Consider the following 18,350-nt stretch of genomic DNA (forward strand, 5'->3'; position numbering starts at 1 on the left):
GCCATGACCTCGAACACGCCCCTGCCACCCTGCTCCATTCTGCTTCTGGCAGGCGGACGCGGACAACGCATGGGCGGCCGGGACAAAGGCCTGCTTGAGTGGCAAGGCGAGCCGTTGATAGCTCATCTGCACCGCCGGACCCGAGCGATGAGCGATGACCTGATTATTTCCTGCAACCGCAATCGGGACCGCTATGCGATGTATGCCGATCAATTGGTGCACGACGACGAAGGCGACTTTCCCGGACCATTGGCCGGGATCCGGGCAGGCCTCAAGGCAGCCAGGCATGCGTATCTGCTGGTGTTGCCCTGCGACGTACCGCAAATCGACGCAAACCTGCTCGATAGCATGCGCCGGGTCGCCAGCGAGCAGCCTGACAAACCGTTGATGGTCAGGCATGGCGAGCATTGGGAACCGCTGCTGTGCGTCATCCCATTGGTACTGGCAGCGACCTTCGAACAGGCTTGGAACGAAGGCGAACGCAGCCCTGGCCGTATCATGCGCTCGCTGCACGCGGTTGCCCTGCAATGCCCTGTCGACGACCCGCGGTTGGCAAACCTGAACACACCGGAGTTACTGGCCCGACCTAAAGGCGTGTCAGATTGACACTAGCCAGGAACTTGCGCGCGATGTATACGTCTGAAGGTCAGTAACTTGAAGAATCCATTTCGGAGAAACACCATGACTCAACGGACCCTCGCCACTTTCATGCTTGCTCTGGGCCTCGCCACGCTTGCCGGGTGCGCGTCGCCAACAGTGATCACCTTGAATGACGGTCGCGAAATCCAGGCCGTCGACACGCCCAAGTACGACGAAGAAAGCGGCTTTTACGAATTCGAGCAATTGGATGGTAAGCAGACTCGTGTGAACAAGGATCAGGTTCGTACGGTTAAGGATTTGTAATCTTCTGCGCTGGACACAGTTATAGAAAAAGCCCGCGATTTTTTCGCGGGCTTTTTCTTGGGGTTTGGGTTTGGTGTGAATATCCGTTTCTTCGGTTACGGCTACTTATGGTTCCGCCCTGACGGCGGGTTACTTTTGAAAAGTCCGGAATGCCGGCCCAGGCCAAAAGTAACCAAAAGCGCCTCGCCCACCACTGGGCACCTCGCCGAGGCTCGGTGTGCCCTAGATCAAAAGCCAAAGCAAAAGCAAAGCGAGGCGGCCTGACAGCCGACCTGATTCTTCCGGTCGTAACTCAATCCAACTGTGGGAGCGGGCTTGCTCGCGAAGGCGTCGTGTCATTCAGAAAAAGGTTGGCTGACACACCGGAATCGCGAGCAGGCTCGCTCACAGTGGTTCGGCGCGTGCATAAGATTTATGTTCATTGAAGATCAAAGGTGTGGGAGCGAGCCTGCTCGCGATTCCGGTGGTTCAGCTACACACAGGCTCTGGCCTGATTCAACTGAAATAAACCCCCGGAAAACTACCTGGCTTACCACTCCAACCTGATCCCACTCTCAAACACCCGCTCCTGCCCAGTCACTGGATCAACAAACCGCAATCCCTGAGCCAACAACTTCAGCGGATTGGCATAGTCATCTTCCGCATCCCGAAGCACATCGGGATAAAACGGATCATTACAGATCCCAGCCCCCAGGGCATTCATATGCACCCGCAGCTGATGCTTCTTGCCCGTGACCGGATACAAACCATAACGCCACAACTCGCCATTTCGCTCCAGCACTTCGACAGCTGTCTCGGTATTGGTTTCGCCCGGGCCTTCCTGCATCCGGAAGAACGGTTCGCCATCGATCATCCGGCTTTTATGGACCCGCGGGAAAGTCAGCTCGGGGAGTCCACGGGCGATCGCCTGGTAGCGTTTTTCGATCTGCCGCGTCGGAAATAACGACTGATACGCCGACCGGGTATCAGGGTTGGCTGAAAACAGCACCAGCCCGGCCGTGTGCCGGTCGATGCGGTGCAAGGGCACCAGGTGCGGATTGTCCAGTCGCCGGATCAACCGTCGCAACAGGGTTTGTTCGACATACTCCCCCGCCGGCGTCACGGGCAGGAAATGCGGTTTGTCCGCCACCACCAGATGCTCATCGGCGTACAGGATTGTCTCTACCACCGGGATCGGTTTCTCGTCGGGGACTTCCCGGAAGTAATGGATGCGCAGGCCTTCGCGATAGGGCAAGTCGATATGAATAGGCCTGCCCTCACCATCCAGCACCCGGCCACGGGCAATCCGGTCCAGCCACTGCTCGCGGCTGATGGCGCTGAAGTGCTCGCACAGGCACTCCAGCACGGTGTGCCAGGAGCCGGGCGGCAGGTACAGCGTGCTGGCCTGATGATGAGCGGCGGAAAACGACGAACCGGACATTGAACACTCTTACTTATTTTGCGAGGCGGTATTATCCGACAGTCATGCAAGCCAGCCCAGTGATGATTAAATCACGCCGGGACGGATCCAGGCTTTGCCGCCGCCTCCGTAAACTCCTTCAGCCAGCGCAGCACTTGCACCGCCTCCCAGCGCCCCGGGTCGTACAAGGCGTACAACAGGCCTTGGTAACCCACCACGTCCAACTGCCTGTGATAGCCGGCACGCTGGAACAACGCCTCGATCTCAGCGAAACAGGTATTGAAATGCAACTTGTTGAACGGCGTCTTGCCTTCGGTAACCAGCCCATCCAGGCGCAATTCCTGGACCGCCTCGCGCACAACGTCCGTGGACATCCTGTTTACGCTGCTTTTCAGTTGTTCGACATTGACCAATGGACCTTCTCCGGATAGCTGTATGAACATACAGTAACCGAAGAATGCAATTTTCGCTAATCGTCATGTTTTGCAGATGGCGCAGAAATGGATCTACTCAGAAAAGCGGCAACCCGGTCAGCATCGTCGAAAGGCCAGTCCAGCTCCTCCCCGGTATCGATCCTGCGCAGCACCGGGATACGCAAGCCGTAGGCTTCGGATAGCGCCTCGCTCTCGGCGATGTCCACCAGTTCCACCAACAACCCATGCTCGACGAAAGGCATCAGCACCGCCTCGGCGACTTCACACAGATGGCAACCCAGGGTGCCGAACAACTGGCATTCAGGAGACATGGCAAGTAGACCCGAAAAAGATAGACGGTCATTCTAGGCCCGCCCTGGAAAACCGTCGAGTTGCGTCCTCGCTTCAGGGTGTTTCGGTAAAACGCTGACGCAAATCATTGAGCATCAATGCTTTTCCAGCGACGCTGAGCGTTCCATTCCCTTCTACGCTTTGAGCTGCAATCTTGAAACGGAGCGCCCCTTGTTCGCCAATCTGCTGATCATTCTCGCCTCGTCCCTGGTGGTCATCGCCCTGTTCCGGCGACTGCGCCTGCCACCCGTGCTGGGCTATCTGTGCGTCGGGCTGGCGGTGGGGCCGACGGCGCTGGATTGGGTGAACGACAGTGAAGAACTGCCGGACCTGGCCGAGCTCGGGGTGGTGTTCCTACTGTTCTCCCTGGGGCTGGAGTTCTCGCTCTCGAAAATGCTTGGGCTGCGCCGGGTCGTGTTTGGCCTCGGCAGCTTGCAGGTGCTGTGTTCGGGAGTGCTCCTGGCGGTGCTGCTGGGGTTTGCCGGTGCGCCGCTGGTCGCGGCACTGTTGCTCGGCGCAGGACTCGCCCTGTCGTCCACCGCTATTGTCAGCAAGGAGTTGAGCAGCCAGGGAGAGATTTTCAGCAGCCATGGCCAGAACGCCATCGGTGTGTTGCTGTTCCAGGATGTCGTCGCGGTCCTGCTGTTGACCCTGGTACCGGTGTTCGCCGGCAGCAGCGAGCACCCGTGGTACTGGGCGTTGCCCCTTACCCTCGGCAAGACCCTGGTGTTATTCGCAGGCCTGCTGCTGGCCAGTCGACTGCTGCTGCCTCGGCTGTTCCATGAGGTGGCCGCATCCCGTTCGGCGGAACTGTTCGTGCTGCTGGCCCTGGTGATCGTGTTACTGACGGCATGGCTGACCCATCTGCTTGGCCTGTCGCCGGCGCTGGGGGCATTCCTGGCGGGCATGTTGCTCGGGGAAAGCCACTACCGACACCAGATCGAGGCCGATATACGTCCGTTCCGCGACATCCTGCTGGGGCTGTTTTTCGTCAGCATCGGCATGCTGATCGACCTGCAACTGTTCGTCGATGACGGCTTGTTGATCCTTGGATTGACGCTGGCACTGATGTTCATCAAGGGCAGCGTGGTCGCCACCCTGGTGAAATGGCGCGGGAGCGATGGGGAAACCGCCTGGCGCAGTGGCCTGGCCCTGGCCCAGGGCGGGGAGTTCTGTTTCGCCCTGATGGCATTGATGCAGCAGAACCGTCTCATGCCCGACGACATCAGCGGCCTGCTGCTGGCAGCGACGTTCTGCTCGATGCTCCTGACCCCCCTGTTGCTGCGCGCCGCGCCGCAGATTGCCGCGCGCCTGCATCGCAAACCCAGCGAAGAGGCACAACTGGACCAGATCAGCACGCTCAACGCAGGCCTGTCGGGCCATGTCGTCATCTGCGGCTACGGGCGTGTGGGCCAATCCATCGGGCGGTTCCTGCGCCGCGAAGGCCAGGCATTCGTCGCCCTGGATGAGGATCCGGTAATCATCCAGGAAGCCGCTGTCGGGGAAAACTGCGTGCATTACGGCGACTCCCGACGCGGCGACCTGCTTGTGGCCGTTGGCTTGAGCCGCGCCAGACTGCTGGTGATTGCCGTCGACAAGACGGACATCGCCATCAGCGTGCTCAAGGAGGCCCGACGGATCAATCCCCACGTACCGATCCTGGTGCGCACCCGTGACGACAGCCAACTGGCCGAACTGCAAGCCGCCGGGGCCAATGAGGTGGTCCCGGAGCTGCTGGAGTCGAGCCTGATGCTTGCCTCCCACGCCCTGGTCATGCTCGGCCTGCCCGAACAGCAGATCCGGCAGCACGTGGATCAGGTCCGCCACGACCGTTATCGCCTGTTGCACGGCTTTTATCCCGGCAACCCGGACAAGGAGCCCTGATGCGCCGCTCAGTCCTGGCTGACCGCGCCGATCTTGTGGATCGACAGGTCGGCGCCGTAATACTCTTCTTCCTGGCTCAGTCGCAGCCCCAGCAAAGCCCTGATCAAGCCATAGACCGCGAACCCACCGGCCAGAGCAATGACAACGCCCAGCGCCGTGCCGATCAACTGGCTGACCAGGCTGACACCGCCCAGGCCACCCAGCGCGCCTTGGCCGAAGATGCCGCAAGCGACTCCACCCCAGACACCGCACAACCCGTGCAACGGCCAGACACCCAGCACATCGTCAATCTTCCACTTGCCCTGGGCAGCGGTAAAGCACCACACAAACAAGGCACCGGCGACGGCACCTGTCGCCAGCGCGCCCACCGGATGCATCAGGTCGGAGCCGGCACAGACTGCCACCAAACCGGCCAGCGGTCCGTTGTGCAGAAAGCCTGGGTCATTGCGCCCGACGATCAATGCCGCCACGGTGCCGCCCACCATCGCCATCAACGAATTGACCGCCACCAGCCCGCTCACCCCGGGCAGGGTCTGGGCACTCATCACGTTGAAACCGAACCAGCCGACGATCAGGATCCACGAGCCCAGGGCCAGGAATGGAATGCTCGAAGGTGCGAAGGCCACCAGGCGCCCGTCCCGGTAGCGACCATTACGCGGCCCGAGCAACAGCACGGCAGCCAGGGCGAGCCAGCCGCCCATGGCATGCACCACTACGGAGCCGGCGAAGTCGTGAAAACTGGCACCGAAGTTCGCTTGCAGCCAGGCTTGCAGGCCGAAATTCCCGTTCCAGACCAAGCCCTCGAAAAACGGGTAGACGAACGCGACGATCAACACAGTGGCGCACAACTGCGGTGCGAACCGGGCGCGTTCGGCGATGCCCCCGGAAATGATCGCCGGGATCGCGGCGGCAAAGGTCAGCAGGAAAAAGAACTTCACCAGCCTATAGCCATGATCGGCGCTGAGCACCGCAGCCGGTTGCAGGAAAGTCACGCCATAGGAAATCCAATAACCTATGAAGAAATAGGCCAGGGTCGAGACAGCGAAGTCGCTGAGGATCTTCGACAGTGCATTGACCTGGTTCTTTTGTCGGACCGTTCCCACTTCAAGGAAGGCAAACCCTGCATGCATGGCCAGAACCATGACTGCACCGAGCAGGATGAACAGCGTGTTGGAGCTATGGACCAGACTGTCCACGGCACTTTGCATATTTTCCATGGTGTTGGCAGACCTGAAAAAGTTGAAAAAGCACCAAACCGGTTCGCTCGCTTCGCTGACGCACCAAGTTGAAACGATCACTACCTCCAGGTAGGGGGCTGCGAGCCGTTTTGGTGCAGCAGCATCGGCACAACGACATCCCGCCCTGGAGGTGCTTCGCGGGTTGTGATTATTTGGGTTAAGGTTTTACGGGCTTGCGCCCATCTACAGCGCACAGGCGCAGGTAAATGCACCAGTACATGGCAAAAACCTGAGCAAGAGTTGTACCAGGCATTTTCACTGAACCTTCCGGCAAGGCTCATACTCGAACGCTTCAGACGTCACTTAAGGAGATTCACCCATGGCCAGACCCCAGGCAAAAAATGCTCAAGAAACCCTGATGGAAGATTTCCAGACGCTGGTCAGCGACACCGAACGGCTGCTGGATCACACCGCGACCCTGGCCGGCGATCAGGCTGACGTCCTGCGCAGCCAGATCCACGAGACCCTGTTGCGCGCCCGCGAGACGCTCAAGCTGACCGAGGAATCGGTGCGCGAACGCGGCCAGGCGGCGGTGATCGCCACCGAGGAATACGTGCAGGCCAACCCTTGGCAATCCGTCGGCATTGCCGCAGGCGTGGGCTTTCTGATCGGTCTGCTGGCGACTCGGCGCTGATGATGGGTATCGACGAATCCGGCTCGCCTGAAGCGGGCACAAAACCCACCGCGCGCCGCCTGGGTGCGGCGTTTCTCGGTTTGCTGCACAGCCACGTCGAATTGTTCGGTATGGAGTTGCAGGAGCAAAAGGCCCGCACCGTCAGCCTCCTGCTGTTCGCCGGCCTGGCGTTGGTGTTCGGCCTGTTGCTGCTGGTCGGGCTCTCGGCGCTGGTAATGATCCTGGTATGGGACACCTATCGCCTGGCGGGGATTCTCGGACTGTGCCTGTTCTACCTGCTGGCGGCGTTGTTCTGCGGGCTGCGGCTCAAGGCGGCGATCTACGACGAATCCTCGCCTTTCCACGCCACCCTGGAAGAACTTGCCAATGACCGGGAGCGACTGCTGCCATGAGCCTGCCTGATATTCCCCAAGCCCGGACCCGACAGGAAATGCGCAAGGCGCTGGTGCGCCTGCGCATGGAAATGCATCGCCAGGAGATCCGCCAGGAAACGCGCCAGCTGCTGCAACCTCTGCACCGGGTTCGCGGCATGACGCAAAGCTGGCATGAAGGCTTTGGCATCAAGCACGCGCCACTGTGGGGCGTGGCGGCGGTGTCGCTGCTGGGATTCATCACCGGCAAACGGACCCGCAGCGGCCGTACGGGTGGCATCACCGGCCTGGTCCGACTGGCAACCACATTGCTGCCGCTGATCAAACTGGCCAAGGGCATGCGCAAGCCCTGAGGCACCGCTTGAACCGAGGACCTGGTGGACCCGTGGCGAGGGAGCTTGCTCCCGCTGGACTGCGCAGCAGGCTTGTTGTGAGCGCTTCGCACTGGAGCGCCAGCCCGGTCAAGCGGGAGCAAGCTCCCTCGCCACAGGTTTGCAGCATGATGATCCTGACGTCCTGCGCGAGCATGGGTCTTGCAGCGCGGCGCACGAAACGGGAAGCTAGGGCATCGACCTTATCAAACGGAGCAACCGGCCTTGGATTGGCACACCCTGCTGAATCGCGAACGCCTCGGAAAACCCCTGCATAGCCCGCAAGAGCTGGGTCGCAGCCCCTTTCACAAAGACCACGACCGCATCATCTTTTCCGGCGCCTTCCGGCGGCTCGGACGCAAGACACAGGTGCACCCGGTTTCCAGCAACGACCACATCCATACGCGCCTGACCCATTCGCTGGAAGTCAGTTGCGTCGGACGCTCCCTGGGCATGCGCGTGGGAGAAACCCTGCGCAACGCCCTCCCCGATTGGTGCGAGCCAAGCGACCTGGGCATGGTGGTCCAATCGGCGTGCCTGGCCCACGACATCGGCAACCCACCGTTTGGTCATTCCGGTGAGGACGCGATTCGCTACTGGTTCCAGCAGGCGGCGGGCCGCGGTTGGCTTGACGCCATGAGTGAAGCCGAGCGTAACGACTTCCTGAATTTCGAGGGCAACGCCCAGGGCTTTCGCGTTCTCACGCAGCTGGAATACCACCAGTTCGACGGTGGGACCCGGTTGACCTATGCCACCCTTGGCACCTATCTGAAATACCCTTGGACGGCCCGCCACGCCGACTCCCTCGGCTACAAGAAGCACAAGTTCGGTTGCTATCAGAGCGAACTGCCATTGCTGGAGCAGATCGCCGCCAAGCTGGGCCTGCCGCAGCTTGAGGATCAACGCTGGGCGCGGCATCCGCTGGTGTACCTGATGGAGGCCGCCGATGACATCTGCTACGCCCTGATCGACCTCGAGGACGGCGTGGAGATGGAGCTTCTGCAGTATTCGCAGGTGGAATCGCTGTTGCTGGACCTGGTGGGCGACGATATTCCGGATACCTATCGCCAGCTCGGGCCGCTTGACTCCCGACGCCGCAAGCTGGCGATCCTGCGGGGCAAGGCCATCGAACACCTGACCAACGCGGCTGCCCGGGCTTTCGTCGAGCAGCAGGACGCGCTGCTCGCTGGCACGCTCTCGGGAGATCTGGTGGAACACATGCATGGCCCGGCCAAGCGCTGTGTGTTGAATGCCAAGGACATGGCGCGCAAGAAGATTTTCCAGGACAAAGGCAAGACCCTGCATGAAATTGGCGCCTACACCACCCTGGAAATCCTCCTCAACGGGTTTTGCGGAGCGGCGCTCGAACAGCATGGCGGTCGCACGCCCTCTTTCAAGAACCGCCGTATCCTCGACCTGTTGGGCAACAACGCGCCCGACCCGAACGGGCCGTTGCACGGCGCGTTCCTGCGGATGATCGACTTCATCGCCGGCATGACCGACAGCTACGCCAGCGAAATGGCTCAGGAAATGACGGGGCGCACCCGGCAATGATGAGCGGCATCTGGAGATGAGTAGGGAATAGAGATCCCAAGGCACTCCCCCTCCCTGTGGGAGCGGGCTTGCTCGCGAAGACGGCTGCACATTCAATATCATTGTTGACCGTTCTACCGCTTTCGCGAGCAAGCCCGCTCCCACAGGAATTGTGCATGGCATAAGGACCATGATTTCCATACAAACACTGGACTTATGTCCGAAAGTTATCTATTCGCGTCCCCCCATGTAATACCCCACCTCCTACATGTTTGTATAAACAAAAAAACCAAGGAAATTTCCTTTCACAAACTGCCGATTCGCTCACCGTCCTATTTCTCTCGCCTACTAAAACCCCACATCACCGTAATATCTTGCCTCTTTTTTTGTAGGAAACTTCTGAAATTGAAGTTGCATGCCCGTCTGTTCGTACGACCTCGGCTGTAACTGGGCTAAGGTGCGCGCTTTATTAAGCTCGCAGGGAATTTATTCATGAACTCCGTTTTCATTGTCGACGATCATCCGGTCATCCGCCTCGCCGTTCGCATGCTCCTGGAGCATGAGGGCTATAAGGTCGTAGGGGAAACTGACAACGGCGTCGATGCGATGCAAATGGTGCGCGAATGCATGCCGGACCTGGTCATCCTGGACATCAGCATTCCCAAACTCGACGGGCTGGAAATCCTCTCGCGCTTCAACGCCATGACCACTCCACTCAAGACCCTGGTGCTCACGGCGCAATCGCCCACATTGTTCGGTATTCGCTGCATGCAGTCCGGTGCCTCTGGCTACGTTTGTAAACAGGAAGACCTCAGCGAACTTGTCAGCGCAATCAAGGCCGTATTGTCCGGCTACAACTATTTCCCCAGCCAGGCATTGAACCCGATGCGCCCGGATGATCCGCGCAGCGTAGAGCTCGACCTTTTCAAGAGTGTCAATGATCGGGAGTTAATGGTGCTGCAACTTTTTGCCCAGGGTCGCACCAACAAGGAAATAGCCAAGGGAATGTTCCTCAGCAATAAAACCGTCAGCACCTATAAGAAGCGGCTGATGCAGAAACTCAAAGTCAAATCCCTGGTAGACCTGATTGAAATGGCCAAGCGCAACGCGCTGGTGTGAGAAACCGGATGCTCAAATGCATAGCGAAGTATCTCCTGCTGTCCGGCGCGGGGTTGTATGCAGGCCTCCTCGCTGCGACAGCCGCCGCGCCAGAGCCGTACACGCTCCTGGGTCGCTCGCCGACGGCCCCTATCGAGGTCCGGCTGGATGACGTCCACCGCGTCTGGCTGAAGGACCGACGGGAACTGGTGCTGGGAACCTCCGCACCGGATTATCCGCCCTTCGACTTGTCCACCAGCGGTCGCGATTACGAAGGCATGACCGCCGATTACGCGCAACTCATCGCCAAGGCGACCGGCCTGCCCATGCGAGTCCTGCGCTTCGGTTCGCGCGAGGCCGCCGTGGCCGCGCTCAAACAGGGGCAGATCGACCTGCTGGGCACCGCCAACGGTTTCGAGGCGCGCAACCCGGACCTGATGTTATCGACGCCTTATGCCGTCGACCAACCGGTGCTCGTCACCCGCACCAACGAGAACCCGCCCTTGGGCGACAATCTGGACGGGTTACGCCTGAGCATGGTCTATCACTACCTGCCGCTGCCGGAGATCGAAAAGCTCTACCCCAAGGCGCTCATCACCACTTATCCGTCTTACCAGAACGCCATAAACGCCGTCGCGTTCGGCCAGGCCGATGTATTTCTCGGCGATACCATTTCCACCCATTACATGATCAACAGGGGCTATCTGAGTAATATCCGCATGGCCAGCTTCGGCAAGCATGAATCCCATGGGTTCGGTTTTGCGGTCCGACGCGACGATAGCCGCCTACTGGACATCATCAACGCCACGCTCAGCCAGATCCCGATTGCCGAGCAAGCGGCCATCGCCAAGCGCTGGAGCGCCGGCAGCGACCTGTACCTCACGGACCACACGATACAACTGACCGACCGCGAGCAACGCTGGCTCGCGGCTCATCCGGTGGTTCGGGTGGTGGTCAACGAAACGTCTGCGCCCTTCACATTCTTCGATGCACAGGGTGATTTTCGCGGGATCAGCGCCGACCTGCTGGAATTGATCAGGCTGCGCACTGGCCTGCGCCTGGTCATCCAGCGACGCCAGAGTGACAGCGAAATGATCGCCTCGGTCCTGCATGATCAGGCCGACATGATCGCTGCGCTGCTGCCCAGCGGCGAACGGCAGCAACGGCTCAAATTCAGCCGTCCCTATATCGACAGCTCGTTCGTCCTGCTGACCCGCAAGCATGCAGGCACACCGGCGACACTCGATCAGTTCGCCAGCGCAAGCCTGGCTGTCGCCAAGGGCAACCCGATAATTGAATGGCTGCGCAGCCATTACCCCGCTCTGACGATCATCGAAACGGACGGTTCTTCCCGCGCCGTAGAGATGCTCGCCGATGGGCAGGTCGATGGCAGCGTGCACTCGCTGGTCATGGCCAACTACTTCATCGCCTCCCAGAGGCTGTACGACAGATTGCAGATCAGCAGCACGGTCGGTACCCAGCAAGCGCTGTTCTCCCTGGCCACGGCAAAAAATGCCACAGAGTTGAGCACCATACTCGACAAGGCACTGACCAGCATCGACCCTGACGAACTGGGCGTCATCAACAACCGTTGGCGCGGTTACGTCTCGGCATCGCAACACACCTGGCGCACCTATAACCGCCTGTTCTTCCAGGTCGTGGCGGGCGTCGGTCTGTTACTGCTGCTGTCCCTGGCCTGGAACGCCTACATGCAGCGCCAGATCAGGCAACGTCAACGAGCGGAACTGGCCCTCAATGACCAATTGGAGTTCATGCACGCACTGCTCAACGGCACGCCCCATCCGATTTACGTGAGGGATCGCAACGGTTTGCTGCAAAGCTGCAATGACAGTTATTTGGAGACTTTCGATGCACGGCGCGAGGACATCGTGGGCAAGGACGTGATGCCGGGCTCCATGAGCAACGCCTTCGAAGCGCAGCAGTACCAGGCGGATTACCAGCGCGTCATGCGCGAAGGCATCCCCCTGGTCATGGACCGCCCCTTGCACATCGGCGACAGGCAACTGACGATCTATCACTGGATCCTCCCCTACCGAAACTCCGCCGCACAGGTGCAAGGCATCATCGGCGGCTGGATCGATATCAGCGAACGGCGGCAACTGTTCGAACAGTTGCGCGCCTCCAAGCAACAGGCCGAGGACGCCAACCGGGCTAAAAGCACCTTCCTGGCGACCATGAGCCACGAAATCCGCACCCCGATGAATGCAGTGATCGGCATGCTTGAACTGGCGCTGAAACAGGCCGAAAAGGGCCAGGTGGATCGCGCCTCCATCGAAGTCGCCTACGAATCGGCATCGGGCATGCTCGAATTGATCGGCGACATCCTGGACATCGCCCGTATCGAATCAGGTCATCTGAGCCTGGCGCCCGAGCGGGTCAATCTCAGGGCGATGCTGCAATCGGTCATACGGGTATTCGAAGGCGTGGCGCGGCAGAAGAACCTCGGTTTGTCGCTGCAGTTCGATGCCGCAAATGGCAGCCCGGACGTGTTGATCGACCCGTTGCGGTTCAAGCAGGTGCTGTCGAACCTGATCAGCAATGCCCTTAAATTTACCGAAAAGGGTCAGGTCTTGGTGAAGGTCCGGCTGTCTCGAACCGCCGAGGACAACGTCTTGCGACTGCAACTGGAAGTCAGCGACAGCGGCATTGGTATCAGCCCGGCAGACCTGCAACGCCTGTTCGAACCGTTTGCCCAGGTCGACAACACCAGCCGGATGGCCCGCAATGGTGCGGGCCTGGGATTGGTGATCAGCCGCAACCTTTGCCAGATGATGGGCGGCAGCTTGCACATGAACAGCCAGCCAGGCGTTGGCAGCCAGGTCCAGGTCTGCCTGCAATTGACGGTCCTGCCGCCTGCGACGACTGACGCGCCCCCCGGGCCGGCCATCGAAACGACCGAATCTGCCCTGGACATCCTAGTGGTGGACGATCATCCCGCCAACCGCCTGTTGATGTCGCAGCAACTGGAATACCTGGGCCATCGCTACCAGGTCGCCCACGATGGCGCCCATGGGCTCGAAGTCTGGCGCGAGGGGCACTTCGACCTGGTCATCGCCGATTGCAACATGCCCATCATGAGCGGCTATGAACTGGCCCGCTCGATTCGCCGCGATGAGTCCGAACGGCAACGGCCGCCCTGCACCATCCTGGGGTTTACCGCCAATGCTCAACCCGAAGAAAAACAACGCTGCCGGGACGCCGGAATGGACGACTGCCTGTTCAAGCCAATCAGCCTGAGCGCCCTGAGCCAGTGGATCAAGACAGTCAATGCAACCAGTCGCCCCGGGGTATTCAGCGTGCAGAGCCTGGGAGCGCTGACCGGTGGCGATCCTTCGTCCACCCGGCGCCTGTTGGCTGAACTGTTCAGCAGCAGCCGCGCGGACCGTCTGGAGTTGCTCAAGGTCGCCCAAGAGGGCAGCCGCCAGGCACTGACCGAAACGGCGCACAAAATAAAAGGCGTGGCCCGGATCGTCCAGGCAACCGCGCTGATCCAGCGCTGCGAAGCCCTGGAGCAGGCCTGTCATCACGCGCAGGCACCTGGGCAGCTCGACGAATGCATCCAGGCCCTCGACCTCGCCATGCGCGAACTTGAGCAGGCCTTGGGAGCCGAGATCGCCAAGGCAAAATAATCCGGTGTTTACTATGCTGTTCGCAGCAGTGCGTACCGGGGGTGTTCTCGATCGCTTTCCCCTTCACGCGAGGAGCCGATTGAGAACACCCCTATCACTTGGAGTGACTGCAATGCCCAGCGCACCGCCTCCGGAAAAACGCCGGTTTCCCCTGCACGTCCACATCAGTGTCATGTTCACGTTGCTGTTGTTGCTGACCGGGACTGTGCTGGGCATTTTCAACTACCAACAAACCACGCAGATCATCCTTTCCAGCAGTGAAAAACTGTTCAACCGCATTGAACAGGATGTGCGTCTGGATCTGAACGGCACCTACGAACCGATCCGCCATCTGCTGGGCCTGCTGGCCGACTATCCGGCGACCCGTGCGCCTGGGGTGGTGCAACGCCTGGCCTTGCTCACGCCTTTCAGCCAGGCGCTGCGGGACAATCCGGCCCTGGCATCGTTGTACCTGGGCGACAGCGACGGCAATTTCCTGATGGTCCGGCCATTGCGTACCAAAGCCCTGAAGACCGCCCTGCAAGCCCCCGCTAACGCGGCCTATCAGGTCTGGACCGTGGAACAGGCAACCGATGCCAGTGCGCTGCGTTCCCAGTCACTGTTCTATGACGACGCCCTGACCCTCATCGGTCGCCAGGATATCACCGGCGAAACCTTCGATCCCCGCAGCCGCGGCTGGTTTCGCAGCGCAGTAGAAAGCACCGACCAGATCACCACCGAACCCTACGTGTTCTTCTCCACCCACAACATCGGCACCACCCTCGCCCGGCGCAGCGGCGAGCGGGCCGTCATCGGGGCCGACCTGACGCTGGCAGCCCTGTCCGAGACGCTGGCCAAGCACAAGGTAACCCCGGGCACCGAAATCGTTCTACTCGACCCCAAGGGCAACGCGATTGGCTACCCCGACAGCGACCGGCTCGTGGTCGACAGCCAGTCGGCGCGCCTGATCAAGGCGCGGGATCTCAACCCGGCCATCGCCGCGGCACTCGACGACCGCCACAATGCCCCGCGCCTGGAGGCCGTCGGGCGTCGCTGGATCGTGTCCCACAGCCACATGCAGGAAGGCGGGCCGCAAGGGCTGGAACTGGCGCTGCTGGTGCCCGAGGATGAGCTGCTGGGCGATGCCTACCGCCTGCGCTGGCAAGGCGCACTCATTACGCTGGCCACCTTGCTCATGTGCCTGCCCCTGGGTTGGCTGACGTCGCGGATCCTGGTCAAGCCGTTGCGGGCGCTGGTACAGGAAGCCGATGCCATCCGCAGCTTCGACTTCAACTATCCGGTATCGCGACGCTCCCCGGTGCTGGAGATCGATCAATTGAGCGTGTCGATGGCGCGCATGAAGGAAACCCTGGCGAGCTTCTTTGAAATCACCGCCAGCCTGCGTGCCGAAACCCGCTTCGCCCCGTTGCTGGAGCGGGTGCTGTTCGAGACTGTGAAAATCGGCCAGGCCCAGTCCGGGCTGATTTACCTGCGCGAAAACGACGACAATCGGGTCAAGCCATATGGACTGGTCATCGATGGCACCCCACGGGATCTGGACGCTTTCAAACTGCAAGGCTACGAGCTTCAAGGGGCCGTCGGCCCGCAGTGGCTCCAGCAGTTGGCCGCGGCGGAAAACCTGGTGACCTCCCTGGGCTTTGAACAGGCTGCCGACTTACAGGGGGTCTTGCGAGCGCTGGACGCACCCCGCGTGCACCTGATCGGTATCCGCCTGCGCAACCGTCATCACGAAACCATCGGGTTCCTGGTGCTGCTGATCAATGACAGCGGCACCGAAGCGGACCTTGAGAAGCTGCAACCGGATCGCATCGCCTTCCTGCAGGCCGTGTCGGGCGCTGCGACCGTAAGCATTGAAGGCCAGCGCCTGCAGGCCAGGCAAAAGCAACTGCTGGATTCGTTCATCCAACTGCTCGCCGGCGCGATTGACGCCAAGAGTCCGTACACCGGCGGTCACTGCCAGCGGGTGCCGGCCCTGACGCTGATGCTCGCCCAGGCCGCAGCGGCCAGCCAGGCGCCGGCCTTCGACACTTACCGGCCTACCGAAGATGAATGGGAAGCGCTGCACATCGCGGCCTGGCTGCACGATTGCGGCAAGGTCACCACACCCGAATACGTGGTGGACAAGGCCACCAAGCTTGAGACCCTGAACGACCGTATCCACGAAATCCGCACGCGCTTCGAGGTGCTCAAGCGCGACGCCTGGGTCGACTACTGGCAGGCCGTGGCAACGGGCGGCGAGCTTTCACTATTGGCACAACAACGTGATGCAACGTTGGCGGACTTGGATGATGATTTTGCTTTTGTCGCCCGCTGCAACCTGGGTTCGGAGGCCATGGCCGAAGCCGACCTACAACGCTTGCAAAGCATCGCCCGACGCCAGTGGACCCGCACGCTGGATGATCGCCTGGGGGTTTCCTGGGAAGAAAACCGGCGCCAGGAGCGCACACCCAGGCCAACCTTGCCGGTCACCGAAGCGTTATTGGCGGACAAGCCGGAGCACCTGCTGGAACGGCACGACGCCGAACTGATTCCACCGGACAACCCCTGGGGCTTCCAGCTCGACGTGCCGCAATGGAAATACAACCGTGGCGAGCTCTACAACCTGAGCATCACCCGCGGCACGCTGACCCGCGAGGAGCGCTACGTGATCAATCATCACATGGTGCAAACGATCCTGATGCTCAGCCAGTTGCCCTTCCCCAGTCATCTGGACAACGTGGCGGAAATTGCCGGTGGTCATCACGAGAAAATGGACGGCAGCGGTTACCCCAAGCGGCTCAAGCGCGAGCAGATGAGCCTGCCGGCGCGCATGATGGCCATTGCGGATATTTTCGAAGCATTGACGGCCGCTGACCGCCCCTACAAGAAAGCCAAGAAACTGAGCGAAGCGCTGGGGATCATGGCGACCATGTGCCGTGACGCCCATATCGACCCCGAGCTGTTCGAGTTATTCATCGAGGAGAGGATCTACCTGCGCTACGCCGAGCAGTTTCTCGACCCGCAACAGATCGATGAGGTCGACCCGCACAGCCTGCTGGTCAAGGCAGGGCTCCAGCCATGAGCCCTGTTTCAGAGCGCCGCTCAGCAGTCCGTCAGGCGCAGGAATATTCCGGCCAGTTGCTCGATGCCGGCCTGGTCATGTTCGGTAAAGCGCGCCAGTTCAGGGCTGTCCAGGTCAAGCACGCCGATCAGGCGCCCGTCCTTGACCAGCGGCACCACCAGCTCGCTGTTCGACGCGCTGTCGCAGGCGATGTGTCCAGGGAAGGCATGTACGTCCTCGACGCGCTGGGTCTGCAGGGTAGCCGCCGCCGTGCCGCATACCCCGCGACCGAAGGGAATCCGCACGCAGGCAATCTGGCCCTGGAACGGCCCCAGCACCAATTCCTCATTGCGATTGAGATAGAAACCGGCCCAGTTCAAGTCGTCCAACTGACTGAACAGGAACGCCGAGAACTGCGCGGCGTTGGCGATGAAGTCGCGCTCATCCGCCAGCAAGGACTCCAGCTGTGCCGCTAACAAACCGTAGCCATCGAGGCCCTGGCCGCTGCTTTTCAAATCGATCATGCCTTGTGCTCCAACAGTTTCAGGCCTACCCAATACCGGGCAAATTGATAGGCGCAACGTCCATTTCGATTGCCACGTCCGGTGGCCCAGCGCACCGCCTGAATGTCCAGCGCTTCGTCGCGTTGCCAGGCCAGTCCGGCCTTGGCCGCCAGCTCGCCGATCCAGTGCTCCACCACGTTGAGGAAATGCTCCTGGGTAAACGGATAAAACGACAGCCACAAGCCGAACCGGTCGGACAAGGCGATCTTGTCTTCCACCGCTTCGCTGGGGTGGAGTTCGCCGTCGACCCGCTTCCAGTTCTCGTTGTCGCTTTCCTTTTCCGGCACCAGGTGACGGCGGTTGGAGGTTGCATACAACAGCACGTTGTCCGGCGCCTGTTCGAGGGAACCGTCCAGCACGCTTTTGAGCACGCGGTAATCGCCCTCGCCGGACTCGAACGACAGGTCATCGCAGAACAATACGAAACGCTGAGGCAGTTTCGCCACCTGCTCGACCACCCGAGGCAGGTCGGCCAGGTGATCGCGCTCGATCTCGATCAACCGCAGGCCCTGCCCGGCGTGCTCGGCCAACAGCGCGCGCACCAGCGACGATTTGCCGGTGCCACGCGAGCCCCAGAGCAACGCATGGTTGGCCGGCATGCCATCGAGGAATTGCCGGGTGTTGCGGCCCAATTGTTCGACCTGGCGGTCGACGCCAATCAGGTCCGACAGACGCATGTCGAGGCTGACTTGCAGCGGCAGCAGATAGCCACTGCGTCCGTCTCGTTGCCAGCGCGCCGCCAGGGTCTGGGACCAGTCGATGGCGGGCCGCGGCGCAGGCAGCAGAGGCTCGATCCGGGCCAGCACGGCATCGGCACGCTCAAGAAAAGCATTCAATCGCGAGTCCACGTCTTCTCCTCGGGCACGTTCACAGTAATGATGGCGCTACAGCAACGAAACGCC

Annotated in this window: 16 protein-coding genes; 10 read left to right on the plus strand and 6 right to left on the minus strand. The window is 60.8% G+C overall.

The window, feature by feature from the left end; all coding sequences use genetic code 11:
• Nucleotides 1-3: 3 nt before the first annotated feature.
• Nucleotides 4-606 (plus strand): molybdenum cofactor guanylyltransferase MobA, encoded by a 603-nt coding sequence (mobA, locus tag RGM2987_RS19440; protein ID WP_245144375.1) that lies wholly within the window; start codon nucleotides 4-6, stop codon nucleotides 604-606.
• Between the two features lie 75 nt (nucleotides 607-681).
• Complete coding sequence (locus RGM2987_RS19445; protein WP_003183689.1) at nucleotides 682-903, plus strand: YgdI/YgdR family lipoprotein; 222 nt, start codon at nucleotides 682-684, stop codon at nucleotides 901-903.
• Nucleotides 904-1,432: 529 nt separating this feature from the next.
• On the opposite strand, the gene RGM2987_RS19450 is transcribed toward RGM2987_RS19445, so the two are convergent.
• From RGM2987_RS19450 to RGM2987_RS19460, 3 genes are all read right to left on the minus strand, one after another.
• Nucleotides 1,433-2,323 carry a pseudouridine synthase gene (locus RGM2987_RS19450; RefSeq protein ID WP_245144379.1) on the minus strand — a complete coding sequence of 297 codons (891 nt, stop codon included), beginning with the start codon at nucleotides 2,321-2,323 and terminating at the stop codon, nucleotides 1,433-1,435.
• A gap of 71 nt (nucleotides 2,324-2,394) precedes the next feature.
• Nucleotides 2,395-2,715, minus strand: coding sequence for a transcriptional regulator (locus RGM2987_RS19455; RefSeq protein WP_245144479.1), 321 nt, complete (start codon nucleotides 2,713-2,715; stop codon nucleotides 2,395-2,397).
• 56 nt (nucleotides 2,716-2,771) lie between these two features.
• Nucleotides 2,772-3,047: a glutaredoxin family protein gene (locus tag RGM2987_RS19460; RefSeq protein WP_245144383.1), complete on the minus strand. Its 276-nt coding sequence runs from the start codon at nucleotides 3,045-3,047 to the stop codon at nucleotides 2,772-2,774.
• 190 nt (nucleotides 3,048-3,237) lie between these two features.
• On the opposite strand from RGM2987_RS19460, the gene RGM2987_RS19465 reads away from it, so the two are divergent.
• Nucleotides 3,238-4,950 carry a monovalent cation:proton antiporter-2 (CPA2) family protein gene (locus RGM2987_RS19465; protein WP_245144385.1) on the plus strand — a complete coding sequence of 571 codons (1,713 nt, stop codon included), beginning with the start codon at nucleotides 3,238-3,240 and terminating at the stop codon, nucleotides 4,948-4,950.
• Between the two features lie 8 nt (nucleotides 4,951-4,958).
• Here RGM2987_RS19465 and RGM2987_RS19470 read toward each other — a convergent pair whose 3' ends face one another.
• Nucleotides 4,959-6,167, minus strand: a complete 1,209-nt coding sequence (locus tag RGM2987_RS19470; protein WP_245144388.1) for an ammonium transporter — start codon at nucleotides 6,165-6,167, stop codon at nucleotides 4,959-4,961.
• Nucleotides 6,168-6,507: 340 nt separating this feature from the next.
• Here RGM2987_RS19470 and RGM2987_RS19475 point away from each other — a divergent pair, with 340 nt between their 5' ends.
• The 7 genes from RGM2987_RS19475 to RGM2987_RS19505 all read left to right on the plus strand — a co-directional run bounded on the left by RGM2987_RS19475 (nucleotide 6,508) and on the right by RGM2987_RS19505 (nucleotide 16,906).
• Entirely contained in the window at nucleotides 6,508-6,822 is a 315-nt protein-coding gene (locus tag RGM2987_RS19475) for a YqjD family protein (protein ID WP_245144390.1), read from the plus strand.
• 2 nt (nucleotides 6,823-6,824) lie between these two features.
• On the plus strand, nucleotides 6,825-7,214 hold the full coding sequence (locus RGM2987_RS19480; protein ID WP_245144481.1) for a phage holin family protein: 390 nt from the start codon (nucleotides 6,825-6,827) through the stop codon (nucleotides 7,212-7,214).
• Nucleotides 7,211-7,546 carry a hypothetical protein gene (locus RGM2987_RS19485; RefSeq protein WP_245144393.1) on the plus strand — a complete coding sequence of 112 codons (336 nt, stop codon included), beginning with the start codon at nucleotides 7,211-7,213 and terminating at the stop codon, nucleotides 7,544-7,546. The genes RGM2987_RS19480 and RGM2987_RS19485 overlap by 4 nt, the downstream gene beginning before the upstream one ends.
• Before the next feature lie 243 nt (nucleotides 7,547-7,789).
• Nucleotides 7,790-9,118, plus strand: coding sequence for a deoxyguanosinetriphosphate triphosphohydrolase (locus tag RGM2987_RS19490; protein WP_245144395.1), 1,329 nt, complete (start codon nucleotides 7,790-7,792; stop codon nucleotides 9,116-9,118).
• 471 nt (nucleotides 9,119-9,589) lie between these two features.
• A complete protein-coding gene (locus tag RGM2987_RS19495) occupies nucleotides 9,590-10,216 on the plus strand; it encodes a response regulator transcription factor (protein ID WP_245144397.1) in 627 nt (208 codons plus the stop codon).
• A gap of 8 nt (nucleotides 10,217-10,224) precedes the next feature.
• A complete protein-coding gene (locus tag RGM2987_RS19500) occupies nucleotides 10,225-13,845 on the plus strand; it encodes a transporter substrate-binding domain-containing protein (protein ID WP_245144400.1) in 3,621 nt (1,206 codons plus the stop codon).
• A gap of 112 nt (nucleotides 13,846-13,957) precedes the next feature.
• Nucleotides 13,958-16,906: an HD domain-containing phosphohydrolase gene (locus RGM2987_RS19505; RefSeq protein ID WP_245144402.1), complete on the plus strand. Its 2,949-nt coding sequence runs from the start codon at nucleotides 13,958-13,960 to the stop codon at nucleotides 16,904-16,906.
• A gap of 20 nt (nucleotides 16,907-16,926) precedes the next feature.
• Here the strand turns inward: RGM2987_RS19505 and RGM2987_RS19510 are convergent, their stop codons facing one another.
• Complete coding sequence (locus RGM2987_RS19510; protein WP_245144404.1) at nucleotides 16,927-17,409, minus strand: GAF domain-containing protein; 483 nt, start codon at nucleotides 17,407-17,409, stop codon at nucleotides 16,927-16,929.
• Nucleotides 17,406-18,296 carry an ATP-binding protein gene (locus RGM2987_RS19515; RefSeq protein ID WP_245144406.1) on the minus strand — a complete coding sequence of 297 codons (891 nt, stop codon included), beginning with the start codon at nucleotides 18,294-18,296 and terminating at the stop codon, nucleotides 17,406-17,408. The genes RGM2987_RS19510 and RGM2987_RS19515 overlap by 4 nt, the downstream gene beginning before the upstream one ends.
• Between the last annotated feature and the right edge of the window lie 54 nt (nucleotides 18,297-18,350).

Origin of the sequence: Pseudomonas sp. RGM2987 (assembly GCF_022952855.1) — a bacterium.
In the GTDB taxonomy this organism is placed as follows: Bacteria; Pseudomonadota; Gammaproteobacteria; order Pseudomonadales; family Pseudomonadaceae; genus Aquipseudomonas.